This window comes from Amycolatopsis kentuckyensis (genome assembly GCF_002155975.1).
In the GTDB taxonomy this organism is placed as follows: Bacteria; Actinomycetota; Actinomycetes; order Mycobacteriales; family Pseudonocardiaceae; genus Amycolatopsis; species Amycolatopsis kentuckyensis.
In genome coordinates this window covers 1-24,971 of the sequence record NZ_MUMI01000074.1, presented here as the reverse complement: position 1 = coordinate 24,971, position 24,971 = coordinate 1, and the positions used below count along the sequence as shown (strand labels likewise).

Here is a 24,971-nt window from a genome sequence, read left to right as displayed (position 1 = left end):
GATCACACCGAGTCTGCTACCTTCTACAGGTGTTCAATCGCAGGCAAAACGTGCAAAACGAGGCGGTAGCTCGCCGGATGAGGTCATTTTTCAACACCCTTTCACCGGATGACAAAAAGCGCCCAGCCGACGTAACCAGTAGATACGTTGAACATCTCTGGGATCAGCACGGGAAAGGCGGGGTCAAAGGAACGCGAAATCTAAAGAAGTCGCGTTTTCATGTGTCAATAGCACTGGGAAACAGCAGCAAAGGCTTGGCTGATCTGACGAAACGCGCCGTATTGATATCTGACACTCTACTACTGTCGCATGACTGGGCTGGAAAATTCTACCCATTGAGCCCCACAATTGACGAGGTCGACTTTGCCGCTGGCGGCAAAGAAGGCGCATTCGCCGGATCTATAATAAGACAAAACCGAGACGGTCGGGAGTTGGTCGGCGGTTTCCGTTGTCCGGATCGCGACGCCACTGGACGCTGGATCCTCGACGCCGAACCGCTCCTCAAGTCTGGTCTCGCATGGTATCTGCCCAGCTACAGCGACGCCACCTATCCCACGCGTTATGGAGAAAGATACGGGCGCGCTAGCGAAATTAGACGGGAACTCAGCACCTATGACTTCCTGATTCGCAACGGACGAGCCGTTGACTGCTCGGGCGTCGAAGCGATCAAGAGTCGAACAGTTCGCCCAGTTCTACACACTGAACTACCATTCCTGGAGGGTGTCAATCTAAGCGATTTCGGAAAAATCACCATAGGCGAATTCGATGCCTACACCGCCTTTCGTGATTTTCTCCGACTACGCTTGCTGGAGCTAGACGATGCGATCAACGATATCCAGTCCGAGCGCGCCCTCGTGAAGATCGGGTTGGAAATCAACGACGGGATCCGGTCCATCGGAATCGATTTGAGCAAAGCCAGCCGAAAGCGGGCAGTCGCCTCCACCGGCGCGGTGCTCGGCACCGTGGGGGCTGTCCTTATCGCGGTCTACGGCCCCGCGCTTGCCAGCGCAGTCGCCACACTCGGCGCTTCCGGTGGAATTTGGGGCGTCATCAACGCCACGACCGAATACAACAAACGGGCTTTCCGTCACAACAAATGGTACTACGTGTGGATGCTGACCAAAGCTCGCCAATCAGACTATCTCTAAGGGGTCAGTTCAGAATAAGTCGGCGTGTCGCCTTTGCTGGGCTGCAGGGATTTCCGGCATCGTGGTATGCGCGAGGAGGTTCTGACCGACCAGTTGTGAGAGCGGCGGCTCGAGCCGCTCCTTCCGGTATACCCGCGGCGGTTCCGCTACCCGGGCCGCAAGCGCGCTGATGACCGCGCCGCACTGGAAGACATCCTGTACGTGATCCGCACCGGTATCGGCTGGAACCGCCTGCCGACAGCGCTGTTCGGCGCCTCGGGGGCCACCTGCTGGCGGCGGCTGACCGAATGGCACGAAGCCGGCCTCTGGCAGCAACTGCACGAACGCCTGCTCGCCGAGCTACGTGCCGCCGCGCTGCTGGACCTCTCCGCCGCGTTGGTCGACTCCACCCACCTGCGGGCGCTCAAAGGGGGGACCACACCGGACCCAGCCCAGTCGACCGCCGCAAACTCATTCTGAACTGACCTCTAAGCCAGATCCCGCAGCGCCGGCACCAGCGCCCGCAAAGCCAGCCCCCGGTGCGAAACCGCGTCCTTCTCCGCCGGCTCCATCTCCGCCGACGTCCGGTTCTCGCCGTCCGGCCGGAAGATCGGGTCGTACCCGAACCCGTTCGTCCCGCGCCGCGAGCGCACGAGCGTCCCCCGCCACTCGCCGCGGACCACCGTCTCCTCGCCCGACGGCAACACCAGCGCCGCGACGCACACGAACTGTGCCCCGCGTCGCTCGTCCGGCACGTCGGAAAGCTGTCCCAGCACCAGATCCAGGTTCGCGTCGTCGTCCCCGTGCCGCCCGGACCACCGCGCCGACAGCACTCCCGGCATCCCGTTCAACGCGTCGACGGCGATACCCGAGTCATCGGCGATGGAAGGCAACCCCGTCGCAGCAACGGCGTCACGAGCCTTCGCGACCGCGTTGCCCTCGAAGTCCGGCGCCGTCTCGGGCGCCTCCGGGAACGAAGGCACGTCGGCAAGACCGATCACCTCGATGCCCGCAAGGCCTTCCGCGGCAACGATCCGCCGCAGTTCGCCGAGCTTCTTCGCGTTGCGCGTAGCCAGAAGCAGCTTCGTCACTTCGAGCCCTTCTTCTTGTCCGGACGCGGCTCCGGCAGCTCGCCCGGGTACGGCAGCGCCAGGGCCTCGTTCTGCAAGCGGGTCAGTTCCGCGCACCCGGCCAGCGCCATGTCCAGCATCGTGTCCAAAGTGGACCGGGCGAAGGTGGCGCCCTCGCCGGTGCCCTGAACCTCGATCAACGTGCCCGCGTCCGTGGCCACCACGTTCATGTCGACCTCGGCGCGCGAGTCCTCTTCGTACGGCAGGTCCAGCCGGACGCGGCCGTCGACCACGCCGACGCTCACCGCCGCCACCGAGGACGACAGGGGCTGCGGGTCGTTGAGCCGGTTCGCCGCGGCCAGCCACGTGATCGCGTCCGCCAGGGCCACGTAACCGCCGGTCACCGCGGCCGTGCGGGTGCCGCCGTCGGCCTGGATGACGTCGCAGTCGATGACGATCGTGTTCTCGCCCAGGGCCGCCAGGTCGATGCAGGCGCGCAGCGACCGGCCGATCAGCCGCGAAATCTCGTGCGTGCGGCCGCCGATCCGGCCCTTCACCGATTCGCGGTCACCGCGGGTGTTGGTCGCCGACGGCAGCATCGCGTACTCCGCCGTCACCCAGCCGAGGCCGGAGCCGGCCCGCCAGCGCGGCACCCCTTCGGTGACGCTCGCCGCGCACAGCACCCGCGTGTTGCCGAATTCGATCAGCACCGACCCCGCCGGCCACTGCTGGAACCCCCGGGTGATCCTGATGTCACGGAGCTGGTCGTCGTTCCTGCCATCTTTACGAGCCACAGGTGCACTCTATGACCGGCCCGCTCAGACGTCGTAGACGGCACCCTGCTTGACGACCTCCGCACCGGGAAACCCGGCCGAGGCCTCGGCCAGCACCGCCCCGGCGTCGGTCCACGGCGCGATGTGCGTCAGCAGCAGCCGCCCGACCCCGGCGTCGCGGGCCAGCTCGCCGGCCTGCTTGCCGGACAGGTGCACCCCGGCCGGCCGCTCGGACGAGTCCGTCCAGGACGCTTCGGCGAGCAGCAGGTCGACGCCGTCGGCGAGCTCGTTCAGGGCCCGGCACGGGCCGGTGTCGCCGGTGAACGCCAGGATCCGGCCGCCGTAGGAGATCCGCAGGCCGTACGCCGGGGTCGGGTGGTCGACCTCGACCGCGAGGACTTCGAACGGCCCGATCCGGAACGGCTCGGGCCGCAGCGGCCGGAAGTCGTAGACGTCGGAGAGGTCCGTGACGACCCGCTCGGTCTCGTTGGGCGCGTACGCGTTGGCCAGCCGGACCGGCGCGTCCGGCGGGGCGTACAGCGGCAGCAGGCGCGGGCGCGCCGGGTACGGCGGCGCCGGGTGGTAGCGCCGCAGGACGGTGAGCGCGCTGACGTCGGCACAGTGGTCGGGGTGCAGGTGCGTGAGCACGAGCGCGTCCAGGTCGAACGGGTCGGCCACGGCCTGCAGCTGCGCGAGCGTGCCGTTGCCGAGTTCGAGGCCGAGCAGGAAACCCTCCGCCTCGACCAGGTAACCGGACGCGGCGGCGTTCGGCCCGGGGATGCTGCCGGAGCACCCGAGGATGGTCAGTCGCACGACGACACCCTAAGCGTCCACCGCCGCGATCACGCGGTGGTGGGAGCCAGGACACCCGGGGCGAACCCCATGAACCGCTGGGCGAGCCGGGTGAACGGCTCGGCCGAGCCGGTGGCGACGAACTCGTGCCGCGGCGGGGTCTCCCGCGCGGTCAGCAGGTCCCGCTCGGTGAGCACGCGGACGAGGTCCTTCGCCGTCTCGTCGGCGCTCGAAACCAGCGTCACTTCCTGGCCCATCACGATCTGCAGCACGCCCTGCAGCAGCGGGTAGTGCGTGCAGCCGAGCACGAGCGTGTCGACCTGGGCGTCGAGCAGCGGCTGGAGGTAGCCCTGGGCCAGCCCGAGCACCTGGCGCCCGGTCGTGATGCCGCGCTCGACGAAGTCGACGAACCGCGGGCAGGCGACGCTGGTGAGCGTGATGTCCGGCGCCGCGGCGAAGGCGTCTTCGTAGGCCCGCGACCGCACGGTGCCCTCGGTGCCGATCACGCCGACGCGGCCGGTGTGCGTCGCCACGACGGCACGGCGGGCGGCGGGCAGGACGACCTCGATCACCGGGACGTCGTAGCGCTCGCGGGCGTCGCGCAGGCAGGCCGCGGACGCCGTGTTGCAGGCGATCACCAGCGCCTTGACGCCGCTCTCGACCAGCTCGTCGAGCGCCGCGAGGGCGTAGCTGCGGGCGGTGGCGATCGGGAGCGGGCCGTACGGGTTGTGCGCCGTGTCGCCGACGTAGCGGAGCTGCTCGGCGGGCAGCTGCTCCAGGATCGCCCTCGCGACCGTCAGCCCGCCGACGCCGGAATCGAACACGCCGATCGGGGCATCAGCGGGCGGAGACGTCACACTTCGAGGTTACCCGGGGCCGTCTTGCCGGACCGCCGGGTGGTCAGCCAGGCCGCGAGGACGCCGGCCAGCGCGCCGAAGAGGTGGCCCTGCCAGGAGACGCCGGGGTTGCCCGGCAGCAGCCCGGCCAGCATGCCGCTCCACACGCCGAGCAGGACGACGGCGACCACGATCTGCCCGGCCGCGCGGTTGAACAGCCCGCGGACCAGCAGGTAGGCGAGCCAGCCGAAGGCCAGGCCGGACGCGCCGACGGTGACGCCGTCCGCGGGTCCGATCAGCCACACGCCGAGCCCGGAAACCACCCAGATGATGGCCGTGACCAGCGCGAACCGGCCGATGCCTGCCGCCATCGCGAGGAAGGAGAACAGCAGCACCGGGACGGTGTTCGCGAACAGGTGCGACCAGCCGGCGTGCAGGACCGGGGCGAACAGCACGCCGTCCAGCCCGGACAGCGACCGCGCGTGGATGCCGCCCTGGTCGAGGTCGCCGGGGAGGATCACGTCGACCAGCTCGACCAGGTACAGGAGCAGGGTGAACGACAGCGCGACGATCGCGGCCGCCAGCGGTTTCGGCGGCAGCACGCGCTTGGCGGCGTCGGTTTCCGGGGCGGGGTGCAAGGTGCTCACACTTCGAGGCTACGTCCGGCCACCGCCCCTTCACCTCGGGTGAAATCCCTGATCCCCCGGTTTTGTCGGTGGTCCCGGCTAGCTTGTCGGGCATGGACGTCACCGGTTATCTCGCGCGGCTCGGCCTCGATCCCGAGCCGCCGGGTCTGGGTGCGCTGCGGCGGCTGCACGCGGCGCACGTCGAACGCGTGCCGTACGAGGCGCTGGAGGTGCAGCTCGGGCGGCCGACCCCGCTCGAGCCGTCCGTGTCGCTGGCGCGGATCCTGCGCGGCCGCGGCGGGTACTGCTACCACCTGAACGGGGCGTTCTCGGCGTTGCTGGCGGCGCTCGGCTACCAGGTCACCCGGCACCTGGGCGGGGTGCAGGGCAGTGCGGACGCGCCGAACGTCGACCGGAACCACCTGGCGCTGTCCGTCACCGGGCTGCCGGACGCCCCGGAGACGGCCTGGCTGGCCGACGCGGGGCTCGGGGACGGCCCGCACGAGCCGCTCCCCCTCCGGGAAGGCACCTACGTGCAGGGCCCGCACACCTACCGGTTGCGGCCGTCGGAGGTGGCGCCTGGCGGCTGGCGGTTCGAGCACGACCCCTCGGGCAGCTTCACCGGCATGGACTTCGCGCCCGGCGTCGCGGAGCTGGCGGACTTCGCGGAGAAGCACGCCTGGCTGTCCACGGCACCCGAGTCCGGGTTCGTGCGGGTCTGCGTGGTGCAACGGCGGGACGCGACGGGGGTGGACAGCCTGCGCGCGCTCACCTTGGACCGGCACGGCGCCAAGGAGCTGATCGGCTCACCGGGCGACTGGTGGGCGGCCGCGGGTGACGTGTTCGGCATCCCGGCGGCACTGTTCACGGCGGAGGAGCGCGAGCGCCTGTGGCGGCAGTGCGTGGCGCAGCACGAGGCTCACGTCGGCGGCAGGGGCAGCGAGGTGGTGCCCAGCGCGTAGTCCACCGCCGCCTCGGCGTGCAGGCGGGTCGTGGGGAACGTCGGCACCGGGCTGTCCTCCGGGCTGACGAGCAGCTCGATCTCGGTGCAGCCGTAGATGACGCCCTCGGCACCGGCTTCGACGAGCCGCGCGATCACGCCGCGGTAGGCCTCTCTCGAGGTGTCTTCGACGACGCCGAGCACCAGCTCGTCGTAGATGATCCGGTGCACCAGGTCGCGGTCTTCGGCGCTGGGCACGAGCACGTCGAGCCCGTGCGCGGCGAGGCGGTCGCGGTAGAAGGGCTGCCCCATGGTGAAGCCGGTCCCGAGCAGCCCGACGCGGCGGGCGCCGGCGGCCTTGACGGCCGCGGCGGTGGCGTCGCCGAGGTGCAGCAGCGGGATGCCGAGGCCGTCTTCCAGCTGTGCGGCGACCTTGTGCATGGTGTTGGTGCAGAGCACGACGAAGTCGGCCCCGGCCGCTTCGAGGGCCTTGGCGGCCCGGTTCAGCTCCGCACCGGCGTCGTCCCAGCGTCCCTCGGCCTGCATGCCTTCGATCGCAGCGAAGTCGACGGAGTAGAGGACGGTGTGCGCGGAGTGGAACCCGCCGAGCACGGCCTTCACCCGCTCGTTGACCAGCCGGTAGTACTCGATCGAGGATTCCCAGCTCATCCCGCCCAGCAGCCCGATGACCTTCATACTCCCAGCATGCCCGAACCGCGCACGGCGTTCGCCGGGGTGTCGACCGTCCTGGTCACCGACGGTGCTTCGGCTGTACTGGTCGACGGCTTCTTCTCACGGCCGTCCCCGCTGAAGATGGCGACGCGCGTGGCGCCGGACCGCCGCCGGATCGAGGAGGCCCTGCGGCGCCTCGGGGTCACGGCGCTGGACGCCGTCCTGGTCGCGCATTCCCACCTCGACCACGCCATGGACGCACCGGTCGTCGCGCAGCTGACCGGCGCCACGCTGGCCGGGTCGGCGTCGACGCGCCGGATCCAGGAGGGCTACGGGCTGGCCGGCGAGCCGTTCGAGGAGCTGGTGCCGGGCCGGCCGGCCGGGTTCGGCGCGTTCACCGTGACCCCGGTCGACGCCCGGCACAGCGAGGGCGACCGGGTGCCCGGCGAGATCACCGAGCCGGTCCGGCTGCCGGCCAGGACCAAAGCGTTCCGGACCGGCCGCTGCTACTCGTTCCACATCGCCCACCCGGCGGGCAGCGTCCTGGTCCACGCGTCGGCGAACTTCGTGCCCGGCGCGCTCGCCGGCTTCCGGGCCGACGTCGTCTACCTCGGTGTCGGGCAGGCGGGAAAGCGGACCGAGCAGTGGCGGGAACGGTACTGGCGCGAGACCGCCGGAGCCGTCGGCGCGCGGACCGTCCGGCCGATCCACTGGGACGCGTTCTGGCGGCCGCTGAGCAAGCCGCTCAAGCGGCTGCCGAAGGCGTTCGACGACCTGGGCGCCACCATGGCCACCTTCGAGCGGCTGGCCGACGGCGTCGACCTCGCCCTGCCCGAGCTGTGGCGGCTCGAGTAGCTCAGGCCCAGAGCTGCCCGTCGAGCCGCTCGGCCGCCTCGTCGAGCGACCCCGCGTAAGCGCCCGTGGACAGGTACTTCCACCCGGCGTCCGCGACGACGAACGCGACGTCCGCCTGCTCACCGCGGGCCGCGGCCTTCTCGGCCACCGCCAGCGCCGCGTGCAGCACCGCACCCGTCGAGATGCCCGCGAAGATGCCTTCGTGCTCCAGGAGCTCCCGGGTGCGCCGCAACGCGTCGTACGCCCCCACGGAGAAGCGGCCGTTGAGCACCGAAGCGTCGTACAGCTCCGGCACGAACCCCTCGTCGAGGTTGCGCAGGCCGTACACCAGCTCGCCGTAGCGCGGCTCGGCCGCGATGATCTGGACGTCCGGCTTGGCCTCGTGCAGGTAGCGGCCGACCCCCACCAGCGTCCCGGTCGTGCCGAGGCCGCCGACGAAGTGCGTCAGCGTCGGCAGGTCCTTGAGCAGCTCCGGGCCCGTGCCGCGGTAGTGCGCGTCGGCGTTGGCCGGGTTGCCGTACTGGTAGAGCATCACCCAGTCCGGGTTGGCCTCCGCGAGCTCCTTCGCCCGCCGGACGGCCTCGTTCGAGCCGCCCGCGGCCGGGGAGAACACGATCCGCGCGCCGTAGGCCTGCAGCAGCTGTTTGCGCTCGGTGGAGGTGTTCTCCGGCATCACGCAGACCAGCCCGTAGCCCTTGAGCTTGGCGGCCATGGCCAGCGAGATCCCGGTGTTGCCCGACGTCGGCTCCAGGATCGTGGAGCCGCGCCGCAGCTTGCCTTCACGCTCGGCGGCTTCGATCATCGCCAGCGCGGGCCGGTCCTTGATCGAGCCGGTCGGGTTGCGGTCCTCCAGCTTCGCCCACAGGCGCACATCGTGCGTCGGGGAGAGCCGGGGCAGCCCGACCAGCGGGGTGCCGCCGAGCGCGTCGAGCAGGGACTCGAAGCGAGCCATCGATCAGCCACCGGCCACGGCGGGGAGGATGGTCAGGGTGTCGCCGTCCTTGACCTCGGCCTCGAGGCCACCCGAGAAGCGCACGTCCTCGTCGTTGACGTAGACGTTGATGAAGCGGTGCAGCTTCTCCTCCTTGACCAGGCGCGCCTTGATGCCGGCGTGCCGGGACTCGACGTCGTCGATGATCTCGAGCACGGTCGCGCCCTTCGCCTCGACGGACTTCTCGCCGCCGGTGTGGGTGCGCAGGATCGTCGGGATGGAGACGGTCACGGCCATGGGTTCTTTACCTCCGGTGGGTTCTTACACGCAGACGCCGGTGGCGCGGCGGTTTATTCCGATCGGGTCAGTCGACGATCTCGACGGGCTCTTCGGTGATCTCGGCGTCCACGATCCGGTACGACCGGAATTCGTGCACCTCGGGGTCCCGGGTGGAGACGAGCACGTAGTGCGCGTCCGGCTCGGCCGCGATGTTCGCGTCGGTCCGCGACGGGTAGGCCTCGGTGGCGGTGTGCGAGTGGTAGATGACCACCGGCACCTCGTCGTTCGCGGCCATCTCGCGGTAGAGCTTCAGCAGGTCACCGGAGTCGAACTCGTAGAACGTCGGCGACCGGGCCGCGTTCAGCATCGGGATGAACCGCTCGGGGGAATCCGAGCCTTCGGGCCCGGCGATCACCCCGCACGCCTCGTCGGGGTGGTCACGACGGGCGTGGGCGACGATCTCGTCGACGAGTTCACGGCGGATCCTGAGCACACCGATATCTTAGGTGGTGGACAAAGCGGGTCCAGATGATGAGATATACCGCTCACCAGCGGTTCTTGGGACACTGGCGGCGTGCCGCTGTCGTCGAAAGTACGCGATCGGTGCCGGATGTACCTCGGCACGGACGAGCGGATCCAGTACGTGATCCCCGGGATGTCGCTGTACGTGAACCGCATGCGCCTGCGGGTGGGCTTCCTGATCATGGTGACCGACCGGCACGTGACGCTGCTGGCCTGCAGCCGGTGGACCTTGAACCGCCCGAAGCAGATCTGGGAGCGCCTGCCGCGCGACACCGAGCTGGGCCCGCTGGAGATCCACCCGTCGCTGGGGCCGATCCTGTCCGTCGGCGGGATCGACATGGAGATCGACGAGGAGTACGTGAGCGCCGTACGCGCGGCGAACCTGGAGATCAGCGGCGACGCCCTGCCCGAGGACCCCTACCCGGGCGCCTGAGCCGCGAAATCGGTCACGGCGCCGGGGTCGCGTGCAGGCCGCGGACCTGCAGGGCGGCGACGAAGTCCTCCGCCGGCCCGGGCGTTACGCGAACGCCTCCGGCCAGACGTCCCGGTAGGCAGGCACCCCGCCGGCCGTGGTCGCCGCCAGGAGCCCGTGCACCATCGCCCGTGCGAACACCCGCGCCGCCGCCGAGCACAGCGCGTCCAACGCCACGGGCCGGGCCGCCGCACCGAACGGGCCGCTCGCGCCCGGCAGCTCGTGCGCGCCCGTGGCCAGCGCGAACACCGTGTCGCCGTCGAACATCGTGTGCGCCGGGCGCACCGCGCGCGCCAGCCCGTCCTGCGCCGCGACCGCGATCCGCCGCGCCTCGGCCTTCGACAGGGCCGCGTCGACCGCGACGACGCCGATCGTCGTGTTCAGGTCCGTCCGGCGCGAAGGCAGGTCGGCGGGCCGCGAAGGCCACGTCACGCCGAAGTCGCCGTGGTCGGCCGCGTACGCGCGGCCCGTCGTCAGGTCCACCGCCTCGCCGACCGCGTTCACCGCCGCCAGCGCCCCGACCGTGAACTCGCCGACGACTTCGCTCGCCGACCCGATCCCGCCCTTCAGCGATCCGACAGCCGCGCCGGCGCCCGCTCCGACCGTCCCCTGCGCGAAGGAAGCCGAAGCCGCTTCGCACGCTGCGTAGCCGAAAGACGCGTCGGGCCGGTTGCCCCACTCGCTGCGGGGCAGGTCGAACAGCACCGCCGCGGGCACGATCGGCACGACCTCGTGGGGCTGCGCGCCCACCGGGAAGCCCAGGTTGCGCTCGGAAAGCCACCGCATCACGCCGTCGGCCGCGGCGAGGCCGTACGCCGAGCCGCCCGAAAGGCACACCGCGTTGACCCGCTGCACCAGGTTCTCCGGCTCCAGCAGGTTCGTCTCCCGCGTGCCGGGCGCGCCGCCGCGCTGGTCGACCGCGCCGACCGCGCCCTCGGGCACCAGCACCACCGTCGTCCCGGTGGCCCAGCCGTCGCCGACCCGCTCGTGGTGCCCGACCAGGACACCCGGCACGTCGGTGATCATCCGGTCAGCGCCTGGATCAGCGTCTCCTGCACCCACGTCAGCCAGTGGTAGACGCCGAGGTGCGGCGCACGCGGGTCGTCTTCGGGCAGCTCGTCGGGCATGTCCTCGGTGACGTCGAGCGCGGTACCGAGCGCCAGCCGGACGTCGTTGAGCGCGCCCAGCCAGGCGTCGGCCTGCTCCTCGGTCAGCCGGACGTGGCCGCCGTCGCGGGGCAGCGTGTCGAGCACGATCTTGGCCACGCCGACCTTGATGTCGAGCAGCTCCGGCTCGTGCAGCGAGCGCATCGCCGCGACCGAGTCGATGTCCTCGCGGGACGGGTTGTCCGGGTCGAGCTTGTGGAAGTCCGGGAGCAGCCGCGAGAGCACCGGGTCGTCCGGGGACTCGGTGGGTCCGGTCCGGATGCCGGTGAGCTCCGCGAGCTCGTCCTGGGGCGCCTCTTCGGCGCGCGCGGTGAGCATGTCCTCGAGCTGGCTGACCAGCCCGCGCAGCACGGCCGCTTCCTGCTGCTCGAAGCCCGCGTGGATCACCGCGCCCTTGCGCCGCCAACCGTTCACGAGGGCTGCTCCATGGTGGCCCAGAGGCCCGCCGCGTGGAGCTTCGCCACGTCCGTCTCCACCTTTTCCTTGCTGCCGGACGACACGATCGCCTTGCCCTTCTGGTGCACGTCCAGCATCAGCTTGGTGGCGTGGTCGCGGCTGTAGCCGAACAGCTTCTGGAAGACGTAGGTCACGTACGACATGAGGTTGACCGGGTCGTTCCAGACCACGGTCCGCCAGGGGGTGTCCGACTCGGCGACTTCCGCACCGGCCGGTTCGACCTGCGTCTGTTCGGATGCGACAGGCGTGGACATGCACCCCATGGTGTCACGGGGGGCACGGGGTACGCCGCGCCAGGTCCGGCCATGTGGGTGAATAGGCTTACCCCATGGGTTCACCGGAGCCGGTCACGGCCAGCACTGCGCTGCTCACCGACCACTACGAGCTGACCATGCTGGGCAGCGCGCTCGCCGACGGGACGCACGCGCGGCCGTGCGTGTTCGAAGTTTTCGCCAGGCGGCTGCCGGACGGGCGGCGCTACGGCGTCGTCGCGGGCACCGCGCGGGTCCTCGACGCGATCGCGGACTTCCGCTTCACCGACGCCGAACTGGCGCAGCTGGAGGCCACCGCGGTCGTCGACGACGCGACGCTCGCCTGGCTGGCCGACTACGAGTTCTCCGGTGACATCGACGGCTACCCCGAGGGTGAGCTGTACTTCCCCGGCTCGCCGATCCTCACCGTCACCGGTTCGTTCGGCGAATGCGTGCTGCTGGAGACGCTGGTGCTGTCGATCCTCAACCACGACAGCGCCATCGCGTCCGCCGCGGCCCGGATGTCCGGCGCCGCGCACGGCCGTCCGATCATCGAAATGGGCGGCCGCCGCACGCACGAGTACGCCGCGGTCGCGGCCGCGCGCGCCGCCTACCTGGCCGGTTTCGCGACGACGTCCAACCTGGAAGCCGGGCGCCGCTACGGCATCCCGACGCGCGGCACCGTCGCGCACGCCTTCATGCTGCTGCACGACAGCGAGGAAGCGGCCTTCCGCGCCCAGGTGGACAAGATGGGCGCGGACACGACGCTGCTGGTCGACACCTACGACATCACCGCGGGCATCGAGACGGCGGTCCGCGTCGCCGGACCCGAGCTCGGCGCGATCCGGATCGACTCCGGTGACGTCGGCCCGCTCGCCCGCCGCGCCCGCGAGCAGCTGGACTCCCTGGGCGCGAAGGACACCCGGATCGTCGTGTCCGGCGACCTGGACGAGCACGCCATCGCGGCGCTGCGCGCGGAGCCGGTGGACGCGTACGGCGTCGGCACCTCGGTGGTCACCGGGTCCGGCGCGCCGACCGCCGGCATGGTCTACAAGCTGGTCGAGGTGGACGGCAAGCCGGTCGCCAAGCGCAGCGCGCACAAGGAGTCCCGCGGCGGCCGCAAGTCCGCCCTGCGGCGCCACCGCGGCACCGGCACGGCGGTCGAGGAGGTCGTCTGGGCCTCCGGTGCGAGCGCGCCGGAACCGGAAGCGAACGACCGGCCGCTGCAGATCCCGCTGATCCGCGCTGGCCGCCCGGAGCCGGACCTGCCTACGCTCGACGACGCGAGGCAGCGGCTGCGCCGCGGCCTGGTCAGCCTGCCGTGGGAGGGCCTCAAGCTCTCGCACGGCGAGCCCGCTATCCCGACACTGTTTCTCTGAACGGAGTTCGACCATGGGGACCGCGCTGATCGTGGTGGACGTGCAGAACGACTTCTGCGAAGGGGGTTCGCTCGGCCTGCCGGGCGGGGCCGCCGCGGCCGCCGCCATCTCGAAGCAGGCCGCCGAAGGCGGGTACAGCCACGTCGTGGCCACCCGGGACAACCACATCGACCCCGGTGCCCACTTCAGCGAGACGCCGGACTTCAAGGACAGCTGGCCGGTGCACTGCGTCGCCGGCACGGCGGGCGCGTCGTTCCACGCCGCGCTCGACGTCGTGCCGATCGGCGAGGTGTTCTCCAAGGGCGAGTACAGCGCCGCGTACTCGGGCTTCGAAGGCGCGGCCCGCGACGGGAAGTCCCTGGAAGCCTGGCTGCGCGAGCACGACGTGACCGACGTCGACGTCGTCGGCATCGCGACGGACTTCTGCGTCCGCGCGACGGCCCTCGACGCGAAGAAGGCCGGCTTCGGCGTGCGGGTGCTGCTGGACCTGACCGTCGGCGGCTCGCAGCCGACGGTCGACGCCACGCTGAAGGACTTCGACGAGGCGGGCGTCGCGTACACCGGCACCGCTCCCGTGCCGCCGGCCTCGTGAAGGACCTGCAGGCTTCCCTGGCGGAACACCGGCTCGTCGCGATCCTGCGGGCGTCGGACGCCTCCCGGTTCGCCGACGCGGCGATGGTGCTGCACGCGGCGGGCATCCGCCTGCTCGAAGCGACGCTGACGACGCCGGGCGCACCCGCGGCCATCACCGCGCTGCGCCTGGCGCTCGGCGAAGACGCGCTGATCGGCGCGGGCAGCGTCCGTGAACCGTCCGATGTGGACATCGCGGTCGACGCCGGTGCCGGGTACCTGATCACGCCGACGGTCAACCCGGCGGTCCTCGAGCGCGCCGCGGCCCTGGACACCCCGGTGATCTGCGGCGCGCTGACGCCGACGGAGATCGACCAGGCCTGGCGGCTCGGCGCGGCCGCGGTGAAGGTGTTCCCGGTCGCGGCCGTGGGCGGGATCGCGTACCTGCGCGCGGTGCGGGCGCCGCTGCCGGACGTCCCGCTGGTGCCGACCGGCGGCGTCCACCTGGCCGACGTCGAGGGCTACCTGCGCTCGGGCGCGATCGCGGTCGCCGCGGCGACACCGCTGCTGGGCGACGCGCTGACCTCCGGCGGCAGCCTGCCGGACCTGGCCACGCGGGCGGGCGAGTTCGTCGCCGCCGCTTCGCGGTTCGCGACGGCCTGAGTCACTTCTTCCCGAACGGGTCGCAGGCGGCCGTGCCCAGGTAGATGTCGCCGCTCGCCGGGCCGCCCTGCGGGAACAGCCTGATGTGCACCGCGTGCGTCACCAGGCTGCCGTCCGGTGGCTGGGGCGTCACCGTCTCGTTGAGCACGACCGTCGCCAGCGCGGTGCCGGCGGCCCCGCCGGGGATGACGATCCGGTAGTTCGGGGGGATCTCCTCCGGCACGGTGACCCCTTCGACGGCGCCGACCGCCACCTCGCCGAGGCTGCCGGTGGCGGTCGTCGCACACTTCGCCGAGAACGTGCGGACGGTGAGTTCCGGACCGCCGTAGCGCTTCAGCACGGTCGCCTTGAAGCGGCGCCCGGCCGCCTGCGCGATCGCCACCTCGCCGGACCGCCCGCAGCCGGTGTCACCGGCCCCGAACGCGGCGATGTCGCCCGTGGCACCCCCCTGCGTCCAGCCCTTGTACGGGCCGTCGACGGTGCATTTCGCCAGTTCACCGGTGACGACGTGCTCGTTGTCGATCGTCACGTCCACCGAGCCGGACGACGCCCATCCGGTGGACGTCACGGGGGCCGCCGCGCCGAGCAGCGGAACCGCCAGCGTCGTCACGGCCAGCAACCGATATGTCCTCTTCCTGGCGTTCCGCATGCTCCGGCCTCCTCGGTTCCGTGACGGATCGCAGCTATGCCCTTCGTCATCGGCCGGTCCGGCGCCCACCCTGATCGGGTCCACCCGGACGAGTGGCCGGTGAGGAACGCAACTCGGCGGACACACGGGACGGTAACGAGCGTTAACCTCAGGCGTCGCCTGTTCACCCTGGGAGGTTTCGTGTCTTCGCTGTCCTTCGCCGGCAAGCGGCCCGTGCTGGCCGACCTCGTGCCCGGCTCGCTCGTGCGGGACATCGCGCTGGTCGCCGGCGGTGCCGTGCTCACCGGCGCCGCCGCGCAGCTGACGATCCCGGTGCCGGGCAGCCCGGTGCCGATGACCGGCCAGACGTTCGCCGCGCTGCTCGTCGGCGCTTCGCTGGGCATGTCGCGCGGTGCCGCGTCGATGCTCGTGTACCTGCTGGTCGGCGCGGTCGGTGTGCCCTGGTTCCAGCACGGCACCTCGGGCCTGTCCGGCGCGAGCGCCGGCTACATCGTCGGGTTCGTCTTCGCCGGTGCCCTGGTCGGCGCGCTCGCCGGCCGCGGTGGCGACCGGACGCCGGTGCGCACCGCGGGCACCATGGTGCTCGGCAACCTGGTGATCTACGCGTTCGGCGTGCCGTGGCTGATGGCGTCGACCGGGTTCGACCTGTCGACCGCGTTCGCCAAGGGCGTCACGCCGTTCCTGGTCGGGGACGCGATCAAGATCGTCGTGGCCGCCGGCCTGCTGCCGCTGACCTGGAAGCTGGTCTCCGGCCGCCACCAGGACTGACGCTCGCCGGGGGACCTCCCGCGCGGGAGGTCCCCCGCGACGCGAGTGGCCCGTTCGCGACGGAGCACCGATCTCTGTCGGTGGTGGCGGCTAATGTGTGTCGCTGTGCCCGCCCGAACCGATTTCCCCGGCGTCCTCGAACTCCTCACCCACGCGGTGGAGTCCGTGGGCGGTGCCGAACGACCGGGGCAGGTCCAGATGGCCGACGCCGTCGGCCGCGCCATCCGCACCGGTGAGCACCTGGCCGTCCAGGCCGGCACCGGTACCGGCAAGTCACTGGCCTACCTCGTCCCCGCGATCCGCCACGCCGTCGAGAAGGAAGCGACGGTCGTGGTCTCCACGGCGACGATCGCGCTGCAGCGCCAGCTCGTCGACCGCGACCTGCCGCGCCTGGCGAAGGCGCTGAAGAAGCCGCTCGGCCGCGAGCCGACCTTCGCGATCCTCAAGGGCCGCCGCAACTACATGTGCCTGCACCGGCTGGATTCCGGCGCGCCGGACGAGCCGGAGGACGCCCAGCTCTTCGACCCGTTCGCGGTGTCCCGGCTGGGCAAGGAGGTCACGCGGCTGCGGGAGTGGGCGTCCGACACCGAAACCGGCGACCGCGACGAGCTCGTCCCCGGCGTCACCGACCAGGCGTGGCGCCAGGTTTCGGTGACGGCGAAGGAATGTCTCGGCGCTTCGCGCTGTCCGATCGGCACGGACTGCTTCGCCGAGAAGGCCCGGGCCGAGGCCGGCCGCGCCGACGTCATCGTCACCAACCACGCGCTGCTGGCGATCGACGCGCTGCAGGGCTACCAGGTCCTGCCGGACCACGACGTGGTGATCATCGACGAGGCCCACGACCTGGTCGACCGGGTCACCTCGGTCGCCACCGGCGAGCTGACCAGCGCGATGTGCGCGGCGGCCGCGCGCCGCTGCGGCAAGCTGATCGACGCCGACGTCGCCGACGGCCTGCTCGAAGCGGGTGATGGGCTGGCCCTGATCCTCGACGACCTGCCCGCGGGCCGGATGGACGAGCTGCCGCGGCCGCTGAAGGGCGCGATCCCGGCGGTCCGCGACGCCGCGCACCGGTGCATCACGGCGCTGGGTTCCGACCGCAAGGAGGACGTCGAGGGCGCCACGGCGCGCAAGCTGGCGCGGTCGCTGCTCGACGAGGTGCACGACACCGCGGTCCGGCTGCTGGAGGCGTTCGACGAGGACCAGGCGCACCAGCGCGACGTCGTCTGGCTCTCCGGCGACAAGTATTCGTCGAACCCGCGGCCGCCGGCGCTGAAGGTGGCGCCGCTGGGCGTGGCCGGCCTGCTGCGCGAGCGCGTGTTCAACCAGCACACGACGATCCTGACGTCGGCGACGCTGACCCTGGGCGGCACGTTCGACACGATGGCGCGCCAGTGGGGCCTCCCGCCGGGCGCGGCCCGGGTGGAGCAGGCGCCCGGCGCGGCAACGGAGAAGGAAGCGCCGTCGGACGAGTCGGGCCCGAAGTGGACCGGCCTCGACGTCGGGTCGCCGTTCGACCACCGGCGCAACGGCATCCTGTACCTGGCCAAGCACCTGCCGCCGCCGGGCCGCGACGGCCTCACTTCGTCCACAATGGACGAACTGGCCGAGCTGATCGAGGCCGCGGGCGGGCGCACGCTCGGGCTGTTCTCGTCGATGCGGGCGGCCAAGCAGGCCACCGAGGAGATGCGCGAGCGGCTGGACTTCCCGATCCTGTGCCAGGGCGACGACGCGACGTCCCTGCTGGTCCAGAAGTTCTCCGAGGACGTCCGCACGTGCCTGTTCGGCACGCTGAGCCTGTGGCAGGGCGTGGACGTTCCCGGGCCGTCGCTGCAGCTCGTGGTGGTCGACCGGATCCCGTTCCCGCGCCCGGACGACCCGGTGTCCTCGGCGCGGCAGCGTGCGGTGGAAGCCCGCGGCGGCAACGGGTTCCTGACGGTGGCGGCCACGCACGCGGCGCTGCTGCTGGCGCAGGGCACCGGGCGGCTGCACCGGGCGGTGAGCGACCGCGGGGTGGTGGCGGTGCTGGATTCGCGGCTGGCGAACGCCCGCTACGGCGGCTTCCTGCGCGCGTCCCTGCCGCCGTTCTGGCCCACGATGGACCCGAAGGTGGTGCGGGAGGCGCTGCGCCGGCTGGACGCAGCCGCGCCCGCGTGACGCGGTCCACAGCCGCGCCCGGTACGGTGAAGCCACCGAAGCAACAAGGGAGCACCGGTTGACCCAGGATTCGTCCAGCGCCCAGTCCCGGACCGTCAGCGTCGACGACACCGGCGTGCGGCGGCGGCTCGCGGACGGCAGCGAAGAAGCTGTCACGTGGGCCGGCCTGTCGTCGGTGATGGTGCGGGTCATCCCCGACGGCCCGTGGAACGAAGACGTCTTCTTCATGCTGGTGGGCACCGACGGCAAGGGCACGGCGGTCCCGAGCGGCGACCCGGCGGCCGACGCGCTCATCGAGCGCCTCCAGGCCCTGCCGGGCTTCGACAACGAAAAGTTCATCGAGGCCATGACGACCGACGCCGACCAGGCCTACGTCGTCTGGGAATCCGGCCAGAACTAGGCCTGCGGAAACTCCTCCGTCACCGGGATCCCCTTCTTGAGCGTGCGGCTCACCGTGCAGAGCCGCTCGATCGCGCGGTCCACGGCGCCGGCGAGCGCTTCCCGCTGATCCGCCGCCAACGTGGACACGTCGACGTCGAAAACGACGTGGACGGCATCCAGTTCCGAAGCACCCTCGCGCCGATCGGCCGAGACGCCGACCCGGAACTTCGCGTCTTCGCCGATCCGCCGCGTGATCAGCTCTTCGGCCGTCACCGCGCTGCAGCCCGCCGCCGCGATCTGCAGCAACTCGGCGGGCGAAAACGCCCCTTCGGCGCCCTTGCGGCCCAGCCGCACCTCCGCGCCCCGCTCGTTGCGTCCCACGAACGCGTGCTCGCCCGTGCGTTCCACTTCCAGTGTCATGCCCGCTCCAACCGGCTCAGCCGGCCGCTTGTTCCGGCGCCCACTGGGCAAGAACCGTGATCGTGCCCGGGTCGACCTCGGTGAACCCGGCGTCCCGCACGGCGATGACGCGGTCGCGCCGCCACGCGCCCTCCGGATCGTCGCCCGGGTGCAGTTCCTTCCACCGCACGGGGCTCGCCGTGCGCACGGCGACCCGGAACCCCCGGTCGGCCCAGGCGGCCCGCTCCGCGTCGCCCAGCAGCGCGGCGAGGATCATCGTCGCGTGGCCGACCTGGGCGGCGCCCTTGCCGACGGTCATCGGCACGTGCGGGTTGAGCAGCAGCAGCGGGACGCCGTCCGGGAGCGGGCCCGGCTCGTCCGGCGGCAGTTCGCTGCCGGAGATCTGCAGCCGCGCAACGTCCTTGGGGGTCTCGGTGACCAGGCCCGGCACGAGCGCCCGCGCCTCGGCGCCGTCGACCTCGACGGTGATGCCCGGCAGGTCCTGGACGGCCGCCCAGTGCGCGCCCCGCGCCCGCCGCGCGACCTTCCGGATCCGGTTGTCGAGCCACGCGTGCACCGGCTCGGCCCACTCGCCGCCGGGCTGCGCACGCTCGTCGAGGCACACCGCCAAGGCCGCCGCGGCCGCCGCCTCCAGCAGCGGCGTGCGGCCCGGCGGCTCGGCCCGTTCGATGCGGAGGATGACCGGCATCGCGCGGACTTCCTCCGGGAGCTCGTCGGAGGTGTCCGAAGTGTCTTCGGCCGGGAGTCCCAGCCAAAAGGCGTAGCGGGCGCCCAGGGGGTCGAGAACGCTGCTCACGGACGCATCAGCTCGAGCCCGTCGGCGGCGTCGGCCGCTTCGACCTCGCCGCGGGTGAGGCCGAGCATGAACAACACGGCGTCGAGGTACGGGTGCGACAGCGCGGTGTCGGCCACCTCGCGCAGCGCGGGCTTCGCGTTGAACGCGACACCCATGCCCGCGGCCGAAAGCATGTCGATGTCGTTGGCGCCGTCCCCGACGGCGACGCACTGCTCGAGCGGGATGTCGTACTCCGCGGCGAAGCGGCGAAGCACCTTCGCCTTGCCTGCGCGGTCGACGACGTCGCCGACGACCTTGCCGGTGAGCTTGCCGTCCACGATCTCGAGCTCGTTGGCGACCGCGAAATCGAGCCCGAGCTCATCGACCAGGCCCTCGATGACCTGCATGAAACCGCCCGAGACGACGCCGGCGCGGAAGCCCATCCGCTTGAGCGTCCGGATCGTGGTCCGGGCGCCGGGGGTCAGCTCGATCGACGCGGCGACCTGGTCGATCGCCGCCGCCGGCAGGCCGGCCAGCAGCGCGACCCGCCGTTCCAGCGACTCGGTGAAGTTCAGCTCGCCGCGCATGGCCGCTTCGGTGATCTCGCGGATCTCCGGCTCGACCCCGGCGTGCGCGCCCAGCATCTCGATCACCTCGCCCTGGATCAGGGTCGAGTCCACGTCGAACACGACGAGCCGCTTCGCCCGGCGCATGATGCCCGCCCGCTCCACGGCGATGTCGACCCCGGCCTGGACGGCGGCGTCGGCGAGCTCCGAGCGCAGCGCGGCGTCGGCGTCGGCGGTGTCTTCGTCGACCGAGACGTACAGCTCGAGCCCGGTCACGGGGTAGTCGGCGACGCTGCGGATCGCGTCGATGTTGGCCCCCAGCGAAGCCAGCCGGCGCGCGACCTCGGAGAAGCCCCGCGCGGTCACCGGGCGGCCCAGCACCACCAGGACGTGCGTCGAGTCGCGGCGGCCGAGCGCGAACGGGTCGTCACCGATCGCCGTGCCGATCTTGACGTCGACCTGCATGCCGACGGACGCCATCGCCTGCTCGACGGTCTCCTGCAGCCCCTCCGGGTCGCGGTAGACCCCGGCGAGCACCCCGAGCACGAGCTGTCCGCGGATGACCACCTGCTCGACGTCGAGCACGTCGACGTCGTGCCGGGTCAGCACGGCGAACAGCACGGACGAGACACCCGGCTTGTCGGGGCCGGTCGTCGTGATCAGGACGGGCGTCTGGCTCACTGGTCATCCCTCGTTCGGCAACGCTGCACGGCCAGTCTGCCGGTCCGGAGCGGGACATAAGTAGAGCGCGTGCCCGGCTTCACAAAAGCCGGGCACGCGCTCACTCGATCAGGTGCTACTTGTCGCCTTGCTCGCTCGCGTTGTCCTTGGAGTGGTCTCCCGGGATCACCGCTTCGGTGAGCAGCTGCGACGGCGCCGCGTGGCTGTTGACCTTCTGCTTCCCGAAGAAACCGATCTCGCCTTCCTTGTGGATGCGCTCGATCATGTGCGGGTAGTGCAGCTCGAACGCGGGCCGCTCGGAGCGGATCCGGGGCAGCTCGGTGAAGTTGTGCCGCGGCGGCGGGCAGGAGGTCGCCCACTCGAGCGAGTTGCCGTAGCCCCACGGGTCGTCCACCGTGACGATCTCGCCGTACCGGTAGCTCTTGAAGACGTTCCAGATGAACGGCAGCGTCGAGGCACCGAGGATGTACGCGCCGATCGTGGAGATCGTGTTCAGCGTGGTGAAGCCGTCACTGGTCAGGTAGTCCGCGTACCGGCGGGGCATGCCCTCGGCACCCAGCCAGTGCTGGACGAGGAACGTGCCGTGGAAGCCGATGAACGTGGTCCAGAAGTGCCACTTGCCGAGCTTCTCGTCCATCATCCGGCCGGTGATCTTCGGGAACCAGAAGTAGATGCCGGCGAAGGTGGCGAACACGATCGTGCCGTAGAGCACGTAGTGGAAGTGCGCGACGACGAAGTAGCTGTCCGACACGTGGAAGTCGATCGCCGGCGCGGCCAGCAGGATGCCGGTCAGGCCACCGAAGAGGAACGTGACGATGAAGCCCATCGAGAAGATCATCGGCGTCTCGAAGGACAGCTGGCCCTTCCACATCGTGCCGATCCAGTTGAAGAACTTGATGCCGGTCGGGACGGCGATCAGGAACGTCATGAAGGAGAAGAACGGCAGCAGCACGGCGCCGGTGGCGTACATGTGGTGCGCCCACACCGCGACCGACAGCGCCGCGATGGCCAGCGTCGCCCAGACCAGGCTCTTGTAGCCGAACAGCGGCTTGCGGCTGAACACCGGGAAGATCTCGGACACGATCCCGAAGAACGGGAGCGCGACGATGTAGACCTCGGGATGGCCGAAGAACCAGAACAGGTGCTGCCAGAGGATCACGCCGCCGTTTTCGGGGTCGAACACGTGCGCCCCGAGGTGCCGGTCCGCCAGCAGGCCCATCAGGGCCGCGGTCAGGATCGGGAAGGCGAGCAGGACCAGGATGCTGGTGACCAGGATGTTCCAGGTGAAGATCGGCATCCGGTACATCGTCATGCCCGGCGCGCGCAGGCAGACCACGGTGGTGATCATGTTGACCGCGCCGAGGATGGTGCCCAGACCACCGATCACCAGACCGGAGATCCAGAGGTCGGCGCCGACGCCCGGCGAGTGGATGGCGTCCGACAGCGGGGTGTAGGCGAACCAGCCGAAGTCGGCGGCGCCACCCGGGGTCAGGAAGCCGGACATCACGATCAGGCCGCCGAAGAGGTACAGCCAGTACGAGAACGCGTTCAGCCGCGGGAAGGCGACGTCCGGCGAGCCGATCTGCAGCGGCAGGACGAAGTTCGCGAAACCGAAGAGGATCGGCGTCGCGTACAGCAGCAGCATCACCGTGCCGTGCATGGTGAACAGCTGGTTGTACTGCTCCTGCGAAAGGAACTGCTGTCCGGGCCGCGCCAGCTCGGTGCGGATCAGCATGGCCATCGCGCCGCCCGCCATGAAGAAGGCGAACGACGTGACCAGGTACATGATCCCGATCTGCTTGTGGTCCGTCGTGCGGAACAACCGCAGCAGGTACGAACCCTTGACCGACTCGCGCGCGGGGTACGGGCGCGTCGCGATCGGCTTGGGGGCTACGGCCGTCACTCCTGCCTCCAACACTGAAACCTTGTGGTGGTCATCGTCGCGCCACCGGGGCTCGGGAAGGCCCGATCCGGCGGCTTAGGGGGATCGTAGCCCTCGCTACCGACAGTCGCGCGCACCGGCTGGCAAGATCGGGGCGTGGCCGACGACTACACCCGCGCGGCGGTGCGCGCGGCCCTCGCCGTGACCGCCCGGCTGGGGCTGCCCGGCCACGAGCCCGAGGTGCTCCACGAGCGCTCGAACGTGCTGGTGAAGCTGGGTCCGCTGGTCGCCAGGGTGCCCGCGACCACCCGCCTGGCGCGGACCGGTCCGGCCTGGCAGGAGCGGGACGTGGCGGTGTCGGAGTTCCTCACCGAACGTGGTGTGCTCGTCGTCTCACCCAGCACGGATCCCCCGGCCGGCCCCCATTTCGCCGAAGGCCTCCCGGTCACGCTCTGGCACCACACCCCGCACGACCCGGGCCACCGGTACGCACCGGACGTCGTCGCGCGTTCCCTCGCCGAGGTGCACGCGGCACTGCGGGAGTACCCGGGCGAACTGCCCCGGCGCGGCCCGCTGGACGACCTCGACCGCGTCTTCGACCGCCACGACTTCGACCCCCGGTTGCGGGTGGAGGCGGCCCGCCTCGCCGCGGCGCTGCCGGAGGTCGCCGTGCAGCCGCTGCACGGCGACGCCCACCCCGGCAACCTGATCGCCACTCCCGCCGGTCCGTGCTGGCTGGACTTCGAGGACACCTGGCTCGGACCGCTCGCCTGGGATCTGGGGATCCTCGCCCGGCAGGGCGGCCCGGAGTTCCTGGCCGCCTACCCGGGCGAAGTGGACGAAGAGGCGCTTCGCGTGTGTACGCGGTTACGAGAGCTGTACTCGGTTGTGTGGCAGTTCGTCATCGCGATCCGGTTCCCGCACCGGCTGCCCGGGGCCCGCTCGGCGCTCGCCGCTTATTTCCCCTGAGTGGCCGGGTACCAGGACAGGATCGCCTCGACCACGCCGGCGGGGTCTTCGAGCGGGGTCAGGTGACCGGCGTCCGGCAGCACGACGAGCGTGGCGCCGTCCATGACCCCGGCCATCTCGCTCGCCGCCGCGACCGGGGTGATCGGGTCCTCCTCCCCGACGATCACCAGCGCCGGGATCTTCGCGTCCCGCAGCAGGTCCAGCGAGTTGGGCCGGGTGCGCAGGGCGAGCGCCGTCCAGGCGATCCCGGCGGGCGGCTGCGATCCGATGATCTCCCGGACCGTCTCGACGAGGTCGGGACGCTGCTCCCGCGTCGATTCCGCCAGCAGGTTCGGCAGGTTGACCTCGGCGAGCCAGGGGTCGATGCCTTCGTTCTCGACGCGGGCGGCGACGTCCAGCCGCGTCTGCGCGGCCTCGGGCGTGTCAGGCGTGGCTTTGGTGTCGATGAGCACGAGCCCGCCGACCCGCTCCGGCGCGAGCCGCAGCACGGCCATGGCGAGGTAACCGCCCATCGAGCAGCCGCCGAGCACGACCCGCTCGAGGTCCAGCCGGTCGAGCAGGGCCAGGACATCCCGCGCGGCGTCCTCGAGAAGCGGTTCCCGGTCGGTCTCCGGCAGCGGCGAGCGGCCGAGCCCGCGTTGGTCCGGCGTGATCACCCGAAGGTGTGAAGCGAGAGGTTCGCGCACCGCGTTCCACATGCGGGAATCCAGGGGGAAGGCGTGGAGGAGGACCAGCGGCAGTTCGGTCATGCGCGTCATTTTGTCGGACCCCCTCGCTAGCTTCGGCGATGTGTTCACCGACATCGAAACCGACCGGCTCCGGCTGCGTCCGCTCCACGAGGCGGACAGGCAGGCGATGGTCGACATCCACACGGACCCGCGCACCAACCGCTTCCACCCCGACCCACCCGACGTCCCCCGCGCGTCGGCGATGTTCTCGGAGTGGCTGGCGCACTGGTCGGAGCACGGCTTCGGCTACCCGGCGGTCCTCGAGCGCGACGGAACGGAGGTCCTCGGCATGTGCGGAGTCCGGCTGCGCGAGTTCCACGGCGAGAAGGTCCTCAACCTCGGCTACCGCTTCCGGCCCTCGGCGTGGGGCAAGGGCTACGCGGTGGAGGCGGGGCAGGCGGTCCTGGAGTGGTGCGCCCGCGAGCTGCCGTCCGTGCCGGTGCTGGCGAGCGTGAGCATCGCGAACAAGCCCTCGCTGCGGGTGGCCGAGCGCCTCGGCTTCACGGAGTACACGGAGGAGCAGTACGAGGGCGCGATGTCGAGGCACTACCGGCGGTGACCCGCCGGCCGATGTTTGACAACTCCAGAGTGAACCCACCCCCGGCGGCCGGCCGCCGG

30 protein-coding genes and 1 pseudogene are annotated in these 24,971 nt (G+C 71.0%); 13 read left to right on the top strand and 18 right to left on the bottom strand.

What is annotated here, in order from left to right; all coding sequences use genetic code 11:
- Positions 1–29 precede the first annotated feature (29 nt).
- Together CCN39_RS49270 and CCN39_RS08015 are read left to right on the top strand one after the other, a co-directional pair.
- Positions 30–1,148 carry a hypothetical protein gene (locus CCN39_RS49270; RefSeq protein WP_143263979.1) on the top strand — a complete coding sequence of 373 codons (1,119 nt, stop codon included), beginning with the start codon at positions 30–32 and terminating at the stop codon, positions 1,146–1,148.
- 102 nt (positions 1,149–1,250) lie between these two features.
- A pseudogene (locus CCN39_RS08015) lies at positions 1,251–1,591 on the top strand (transposase); the annotation flags it as partial.
- Between the two features lie 24 nt (positions 1,592–1,615).
- On the opposite strand, the gene rdgB reads toward CCN39_RS08015, so the two are convergent.
- The 5 genes from rdgB to CCN39_RS07990 are packed head-to-tail and all read right to left on the bottom strand — an operon-like array spanning position 1,616 to position 5,245.
- Complete coding sequence (gene rdgB, locus CCN39_RS08010) at positions 1,616–2,218, bottom strand: RdgB/HAM1 family non-canonical purine NTP pyrophosphatase (protein WP_086839894.1); 603 nt, start codon at positions 2,216–2,218, stop codon at positions 1,616–1,618.
- Positions 2,215–2,991: a ribonuclease PH gene (gene rph / locus CCN39_RS08005; RefSeq protein WP_086839891.1), complete on the bottom strand. Its 777-nt coding sequence runs from the start codon at positions 2,989–2,991 to the stop codon at positions 2,215–2,217. The genes rdgB and rph overlap by 4 nt, the downstream gene beginning before the upstream one ends.
- 24 nt (positions 2,992–3,015) lie before the next feature.
- A complete protein-coding gene (locus CCN39_RS08000) occupies positions 3,016–3,783 on the bottom strand; it encodes an MBL fold metallo-hydrolase (RefSeq protein WP_086839889.1) in 768 nt (255 codons plus the stop codon).
- Between the two features lie 29 nt (positions 3,784–3,812).
- Positions 3,813–4,619 (bottom strand): glutamate racemase, encoded by an 807-nt coding sequence (murI, locus tag CCN39_RS07995; RefSeq protein WP_086839887.1) that lies wholly within the window; start codon positions 4,617–4,619, stop codon positions 3,813–3,815.
- A complete protein-coding gene (locus CCN39_RS07990; protein ID WP_086839885.1) occupies positions 4,616–5,245 on the bottom strand; it encodes a rhomboid family intramembrane serine protease in 630 nt (209 codons plus the stop codon). The genes murI and CCN39_RS07990 overlap by 4 nt, the downstream gene beginning before the upstream one ends.
- A gap of 83 nt (positions 5,246–5,328) precedes the next feature.
- On the opposite strand from CCN39_RS07990, the gene CCN39_RS07985 reads away from it, so the two are divergent.
- On the top strand, positions 5,329–6,186 hold the full coding sequence (locus CCN39_RS07985; RefSeq protein ID WP_086839883.1) for an arylamine N-acetyltransferase family protein: 858 nt from the start codon (positions 5,329–5,331) through the stop codon (positions 6,184–6,186).
- Here the strand turns inward: CCN39_RS07985 and CCN39_RS07980 are convergent.
- Positions 6,144–6,860 carry an aspartate/glutamate racemase family protein gene (locus CCN39_RS07980; RefSeq protein WP_086839881.1) on the bottom strand — a complete coding sequence of 239 codons (717 nt, stop codon included), beginning with the start codon at positions 6,858–6,860 and terminating at the stop codon, positions 6,144–6,146. The genes CCN39_RS07985 and CCN39_RS07980 overlap by 43 nt on opposite strands.
- Positions 6,861–6,869: 9 nt before the next feature.
- On the opposite strand from CCN39_RS07980, the gene CCN39_RS07975 reads away from it, so the two are divergent.
- Entirely contained in the window at positions 6,870–7,691 is an 822-nt protein-coding gene (locus CCN39_RS07975) for an MBL fold metallo-hydrolase (RefSeq protein WP_086839879.1), read from the top strand.
- Between the two features lies 1 nt (position 7,692).
- Here CCN39_RS07975 and CCN39_RS07970 read toward each other — a convergent pair whose 3' ends face one another.
- The 3 genes from CCN39_RS07970 to CCN39_RS07960 form a co-directional block, all read right to left on the bottom strand.
- Positions 7,693–8,643, bottom strand: coding sequence for a PLP-dependent cysteine synthase family protein (locus tag CCN39_RS07970; protein WP_086839877.1), 951 nt, complete (start codon positions 8,641–8,643; stop codon positions 7,693–7,695).
- A 3-nt stretch (positions 8,644–8,646) separates the two neighbouring features.
- Positions 8,647–8,919: a MoaD/ThiS family protein gene (locus CCN39_RS07965; RefSeq protein ID WP_020640924.1), complete on the bottom strand. Its 273-nt coding sequence runs from the start codon at positions 8,917–8,919 to the stop codon at positions 8,647–8,649.
- Between the two features lie 67 nt (positions 8,920–8,986).
- A complete protein-coding gene (locus CCN39_RS07960) occupies positions 8,987–9,394 on the bottom strand; it encodes a M67 family metallopeptidase (RefSeq protein ID WP_043776741.1) in 408 nt (135 codons plus the stop codon).
- Between the two features lie 117 nt (positions 9,395–9,511).
- On the opposite strand from CCN39_RS07960, the gene CCN39_RS07955 reads away from it, so the two are divergent.
- Entirely contained in the window at positions 9,512–9,856 is a 345-nt protein-coding gene (locus tag CCN39_RS07955; protein WP_086839875.1) for a hypothetical protein, read from the top strand.
- An 84-nt stretch (positions 9,857–9,940) separates the two neighbouring features.
- On the opposite strand, the gene CCN39_RS07950 is transcribed toward CCN39_RS07955, so the two are convergent.
- From CCN39_RS07950 to clpS, 3 genes are read right to left on the bottom strand one after another with little or no spacing between them, the layout of a single operon-like run.
- On the bottom strand, positions 9,941–10,921 hold the full coding sequence (locus tag CCN39_RS07950; RefSeq protein WP_086839873.1) for a P1 family peptidase: 981 nt from the start codon (positions 10,919–10,921) through the stop codon (positions 9,941–9,943).
- Positions 10,918–11,475: a DUF2017 domain-containing protein gene (locus CCN39_RS07945; protein WP_043776746.1), complete on the bottom strand. Its 558-nt coding sequence runs from the start codon at positions 11,473–11,475 to the stop codon at positions 10,918–10,920. Before CCN39_RS07945 ends, CCN39_RS07950 begins: the two co-directional genes overlap by 4 nt.
- Complete coding sequence (gene clpS / locus CCN39_RS07940) at positions 11,472–11,771, bottom strand: ATP-dependent Clp protease adapter ClpS (RefSeq protein ID WP_013229464.1); 300 nt, start codon at positions 11,769–11,771, stop codon at positions 11,472–11,474. Before clpS ends, CCN39_RS07945 begins: the two co-directional genes overlap by 4 nt.
- A 74-nt stretch (positions 11,772–11,845) precedes the next feature.
- Between clpS and CCN39_RS07935 the strand changes: the two genes are divergently transcribed.
- Genes CCN39_RS07935 through CCN39_RS07925 form a run of 3 tightly spaced genes read left to right on the top strand, consistent with a single transcriptional unit; the run spans position 11,846 to position 14,380 of the window.
- Positions 11,846–13,147, top strand: a complete 1,302-nt coding sequence (locus CCN39_RS07935; RefSeq protein ID WP_086839871.1) for a nicotinate phosphoribosyltransferase — start codon at positions 11,846–11,848, stop codon at positions 13,145–13,147.
- 13 nt (positions 13,148–13,160) lie between these two features.
- Positions 13,161–13,739 (top strand): isochorismatase family protein, encoded by a 579-nt coding sequence (locus tag CCN39_RS07930; RefSeq protein ID WP_086839870.1) that lies wholly within the window; start codon positions 13,161–13,163, stop codon positions 13,737–13,739.
- Entirely contained in the window at positions 13,736–14,380 is a 645-nt protein-coding gene (locus tag CCN39_RS07925) for a bifunctional 4-hydroxy-2-oxoglutarate aldolase/2-dehydro-3-deoxy-phosphogluconate aldolase (RefSeq protein WP_086839868.1), read from the top strand. Before CCN39_RS07930 ends, CCN39_RS07925 begins: the two co-directional genes overlap by 4 nt.
- A gap of 1 nt (position 14,381) precedes the next feature.
- On the opposite strand, the gene CCN39_RS07920 is transcribed toward CCN39_RS07925, so the two are convergent.
- On the bottom strand, positions 14,382–14,999 hold the full coding sequence (locus tag CCN39_RS07920) for a choice-of-anchor P family protein (RefSeq protein WP_086839866.1): 618 nt from the start codon (positions 14,997–14,999) through the stop codon (positions 14,382–14,384).
- Positions 15,000–15,209: 210 nt separating this feature from the next.
- Here CCN39_RS07920 and CCN39_RS07915 point away from each other — a divergent pair, with 210 nt between their 5' ends.
- The 3 genes from CCN39_RS07915 to CCN39_RS07905 all read left to right on the top strand — a co-directional run bounded on the left by CCN39_RS07915 (position 15,210) and on the right by CCN39_RS07905 (position 18,351).
- Positions 15,210–15,797 carry a biotin transporter BioY gene (locus CCN39_RS07915; RefSeq protein ID WP_086839864.1) on the top strand — a complete coding sequence of 196 codons (588 nt, stop codon included), beginning with the start codon at positions 15,210–15,212 and terminating at the stop codon, positions 15,795–15,797.
- Positions 15,798–15,902: 105 nt separating this feature from the next.
- Entirely contained in the window at positions 15,903–17,951 is a 2,049-nt protein-coding gene (locus tag CCN39_RS07910) for an ATP-dependent DNA helicase (RefSeq protein WP_086839862.1), read from the top strand.
- Positions 17,952–18,009: 58 nt separating this feature from the next.
- Positions 18,010–18,351: a hypothetical protein gene (locus tag CCN39_RS07905; protein ID WP_013229471.1), complete on the top strand. Its 342-nt coding sequence runs from the start codon at positions 18,010–18,012 to the stop codon at positions 18,349–18,351.
- Here CCN39_RS07905 and CCN39_RS07900 read toward each other — a convergent pair.
- The 4 genes from CCN39_RS07900 to ctaD form a co-directional block, all read right to left on the bottom strand.
- Entirely contained in the window at positions 18,348–18,752 is a 405-nt protein-coding gene (locus tag CCN39_RS07900) for an OsmC family protein (RefSeq protein ID WP_086839860.1), read from the bottom strand. The two genes, CCN39_RS07905 and CCN39_RS07900, sit on opposite strands and share 4 nt — an antisense overlap.
- A gap of 16 nt (positions 18,753–18,768) precedes the next feature.
- The gene (locus CCN39_RS07895; protein WP_086839858.1) at positions 18,769–19,548 is read right to left on the bottom strand and encodes a peptidyl-tRNA hydrolase; all 780 of its coding nucleotides are present in this window, start codon (positions 19,546–19,548) and stop codon (positions 18,769–18,771) included.
- On the bottom strand, positions 19,545–20,774 hold the full coding sequence (gene serB, locus CCN39_RS07890; RefSeq protein WP_086839856.1) for a phosphoserine phosphatase SerB: 1,230 nt from the start codon (positions 20,772–20,774) through the stop codon (positions 19,545–19,547). Before serB ends, CCN39_RS07895 begins: the two co-directional genes overlap by 4 nt.
- 115 nt (positions 20,775–20,889) lie before the next feature.
- Entirely contained in the window at positions 20,890–22,677 is a 1,788-nt protein-coding gene (gene ctaD / locus CCN39_RS07885; protein ID WP_086839854.1) for an aa3-type cytochrome oxidase subunit I, read from the bottom strand.
- Between the two features lie 135 nt (positions 22,678–22,812).
- On the opposite strand from ctaD, the gene CCN39_RS07880 reads away from it, so the two are divergent.
- On the top strand, positions 22,813–23,625 hold the full coding sequence (locus tag CCN39_RS07880) for a phosphotransferase family protein (RefSeq protein ID WP_086839852.1): 813 nt from the start codon (positions 22,813–22,815) through the stop codon (positions 23,623–23,625).
- Here the strand turns inward: CCN39_RS07880 and CCN39_RS07875 are convergent.
- Entirely contained in the window at positions 23,613–24,374 is a 762-nt protein-coding gene (locus CCN39_RS07875) for an alpha/beta fold hydrolase (protein ID WP_086839919.1), read from the bottom strand. The genes CCN39_RS07880 and CCN39_RS07875 overlap by 13 nt on opposite strands.
- On the opposite strand from CCN39_RS07875, the gene CCN39_RS07870 reads away from it, so the two are divergent.
- Positions 24,373–24,912, top strand: coding sequence for a GNAT family N-acetyltransferase (locus CCN39_RS07870; RefSeq protein ID WP_086839850.1), 540 nt, complete (start codon positions 24,373–24,375; stop codon positions 24,910–24,912). The two genes, CCN39_RS07875 and CCN39_RS07870, sit on opposite strands and share 2 nt — an antisense overlap.
- Positions 24,913–24,971 lie beyond the last annotated feature (59 nt).

Excerpts from the sequence above, each read along its gene's own strand:
- clpS (WP_013229464.1), bottom strand. The coding sequence starts at position 11,771 with ATGTCCACGCCTGTCGCATCCGAACAGACGCAGGTCGAACCGGCCGGT.
- CCN39_RS07975 (WP_086839879.1), top strand. The coding sequence starts at position 6,870 with ATGCCCGAACCGCGCACGGCGTTCGCCGGGGTGTCGACCGTCCTGGTC.
- CCN39_RS07935 (WP_086839871.1), top strand. The coding sequence starts at position 11,846 with ATGGGTTCACCGGAGCCGGTCACGGCCAGCACTGCGCTGCTCACCGAC.
- CCN39_RS07965 (WP_020640924.1), bottom strand. The coding sequence starts at position 8,919 with ATGGCCGTGACCGTCTCCATCCCGACGATCCTGCGCACCCACACCGGC.
- CCN39_RS07870 (WP_086839850.1), top strand. The coding sequence starts at position 24,373 with ATGCGCGTCATTTTGTCGGACCCCCTCGCTAGCTTCGGCGATGTGTTC.
- CCN39_RS07970 (WP_086839877.1), bottom strand. The coding sequence starts at position 8,643 with ATGGCTCGCTTCGAGTCCCTGCTCGACGCGCTCGGCGGCACCCCGCTG.
- CCN39_RS07950 (WP_086839873.1), bottom strand. The coding sequence starts at position 10,921 with ATGATCACCGACGTGCCGGGTGTCCTGGTCGGGCACCACGAGCGGGTC.
- CCN39_RS07875 (WP_086839919.1), bottom strand. The coding sequence starts at position 24,374 with ATGACCGAACTGCCGCTGGTCCTCCTCCACGCCTTCCCCCTGGATTCC.
- CCN39_RS07930 (WP_086839870.1), top strand. The coding sequence starts at position 13,161 with ATGGGGACCGCGCTGATCGTGGTGGACGTGCAGAACGACTTCTGCGAA.
- CCN39_RS07980 (WP_086839881.1), bottom strand. The coding sequence starts at position 6,860 with ATGAAGGTCATCGGGCTGCTGGGCGGGATGAGCTGGGAATCCTCGATC.
- CCN39_RS07900 (WP_086839860.1), bottom strand. The coding sequence starts at position 18,752 with ATGACACTGGAAGTGGAACGCACGGGCGAGCACGCGTTCGTGGGACGC.
- CCN39_RS07955 (WP_086839875.1), top strand. The coding sequence starts at position 9,512 with ATGTACCTCGGCACGGACGAGCGGATCCAGTACGTGATCCCCGGGATG.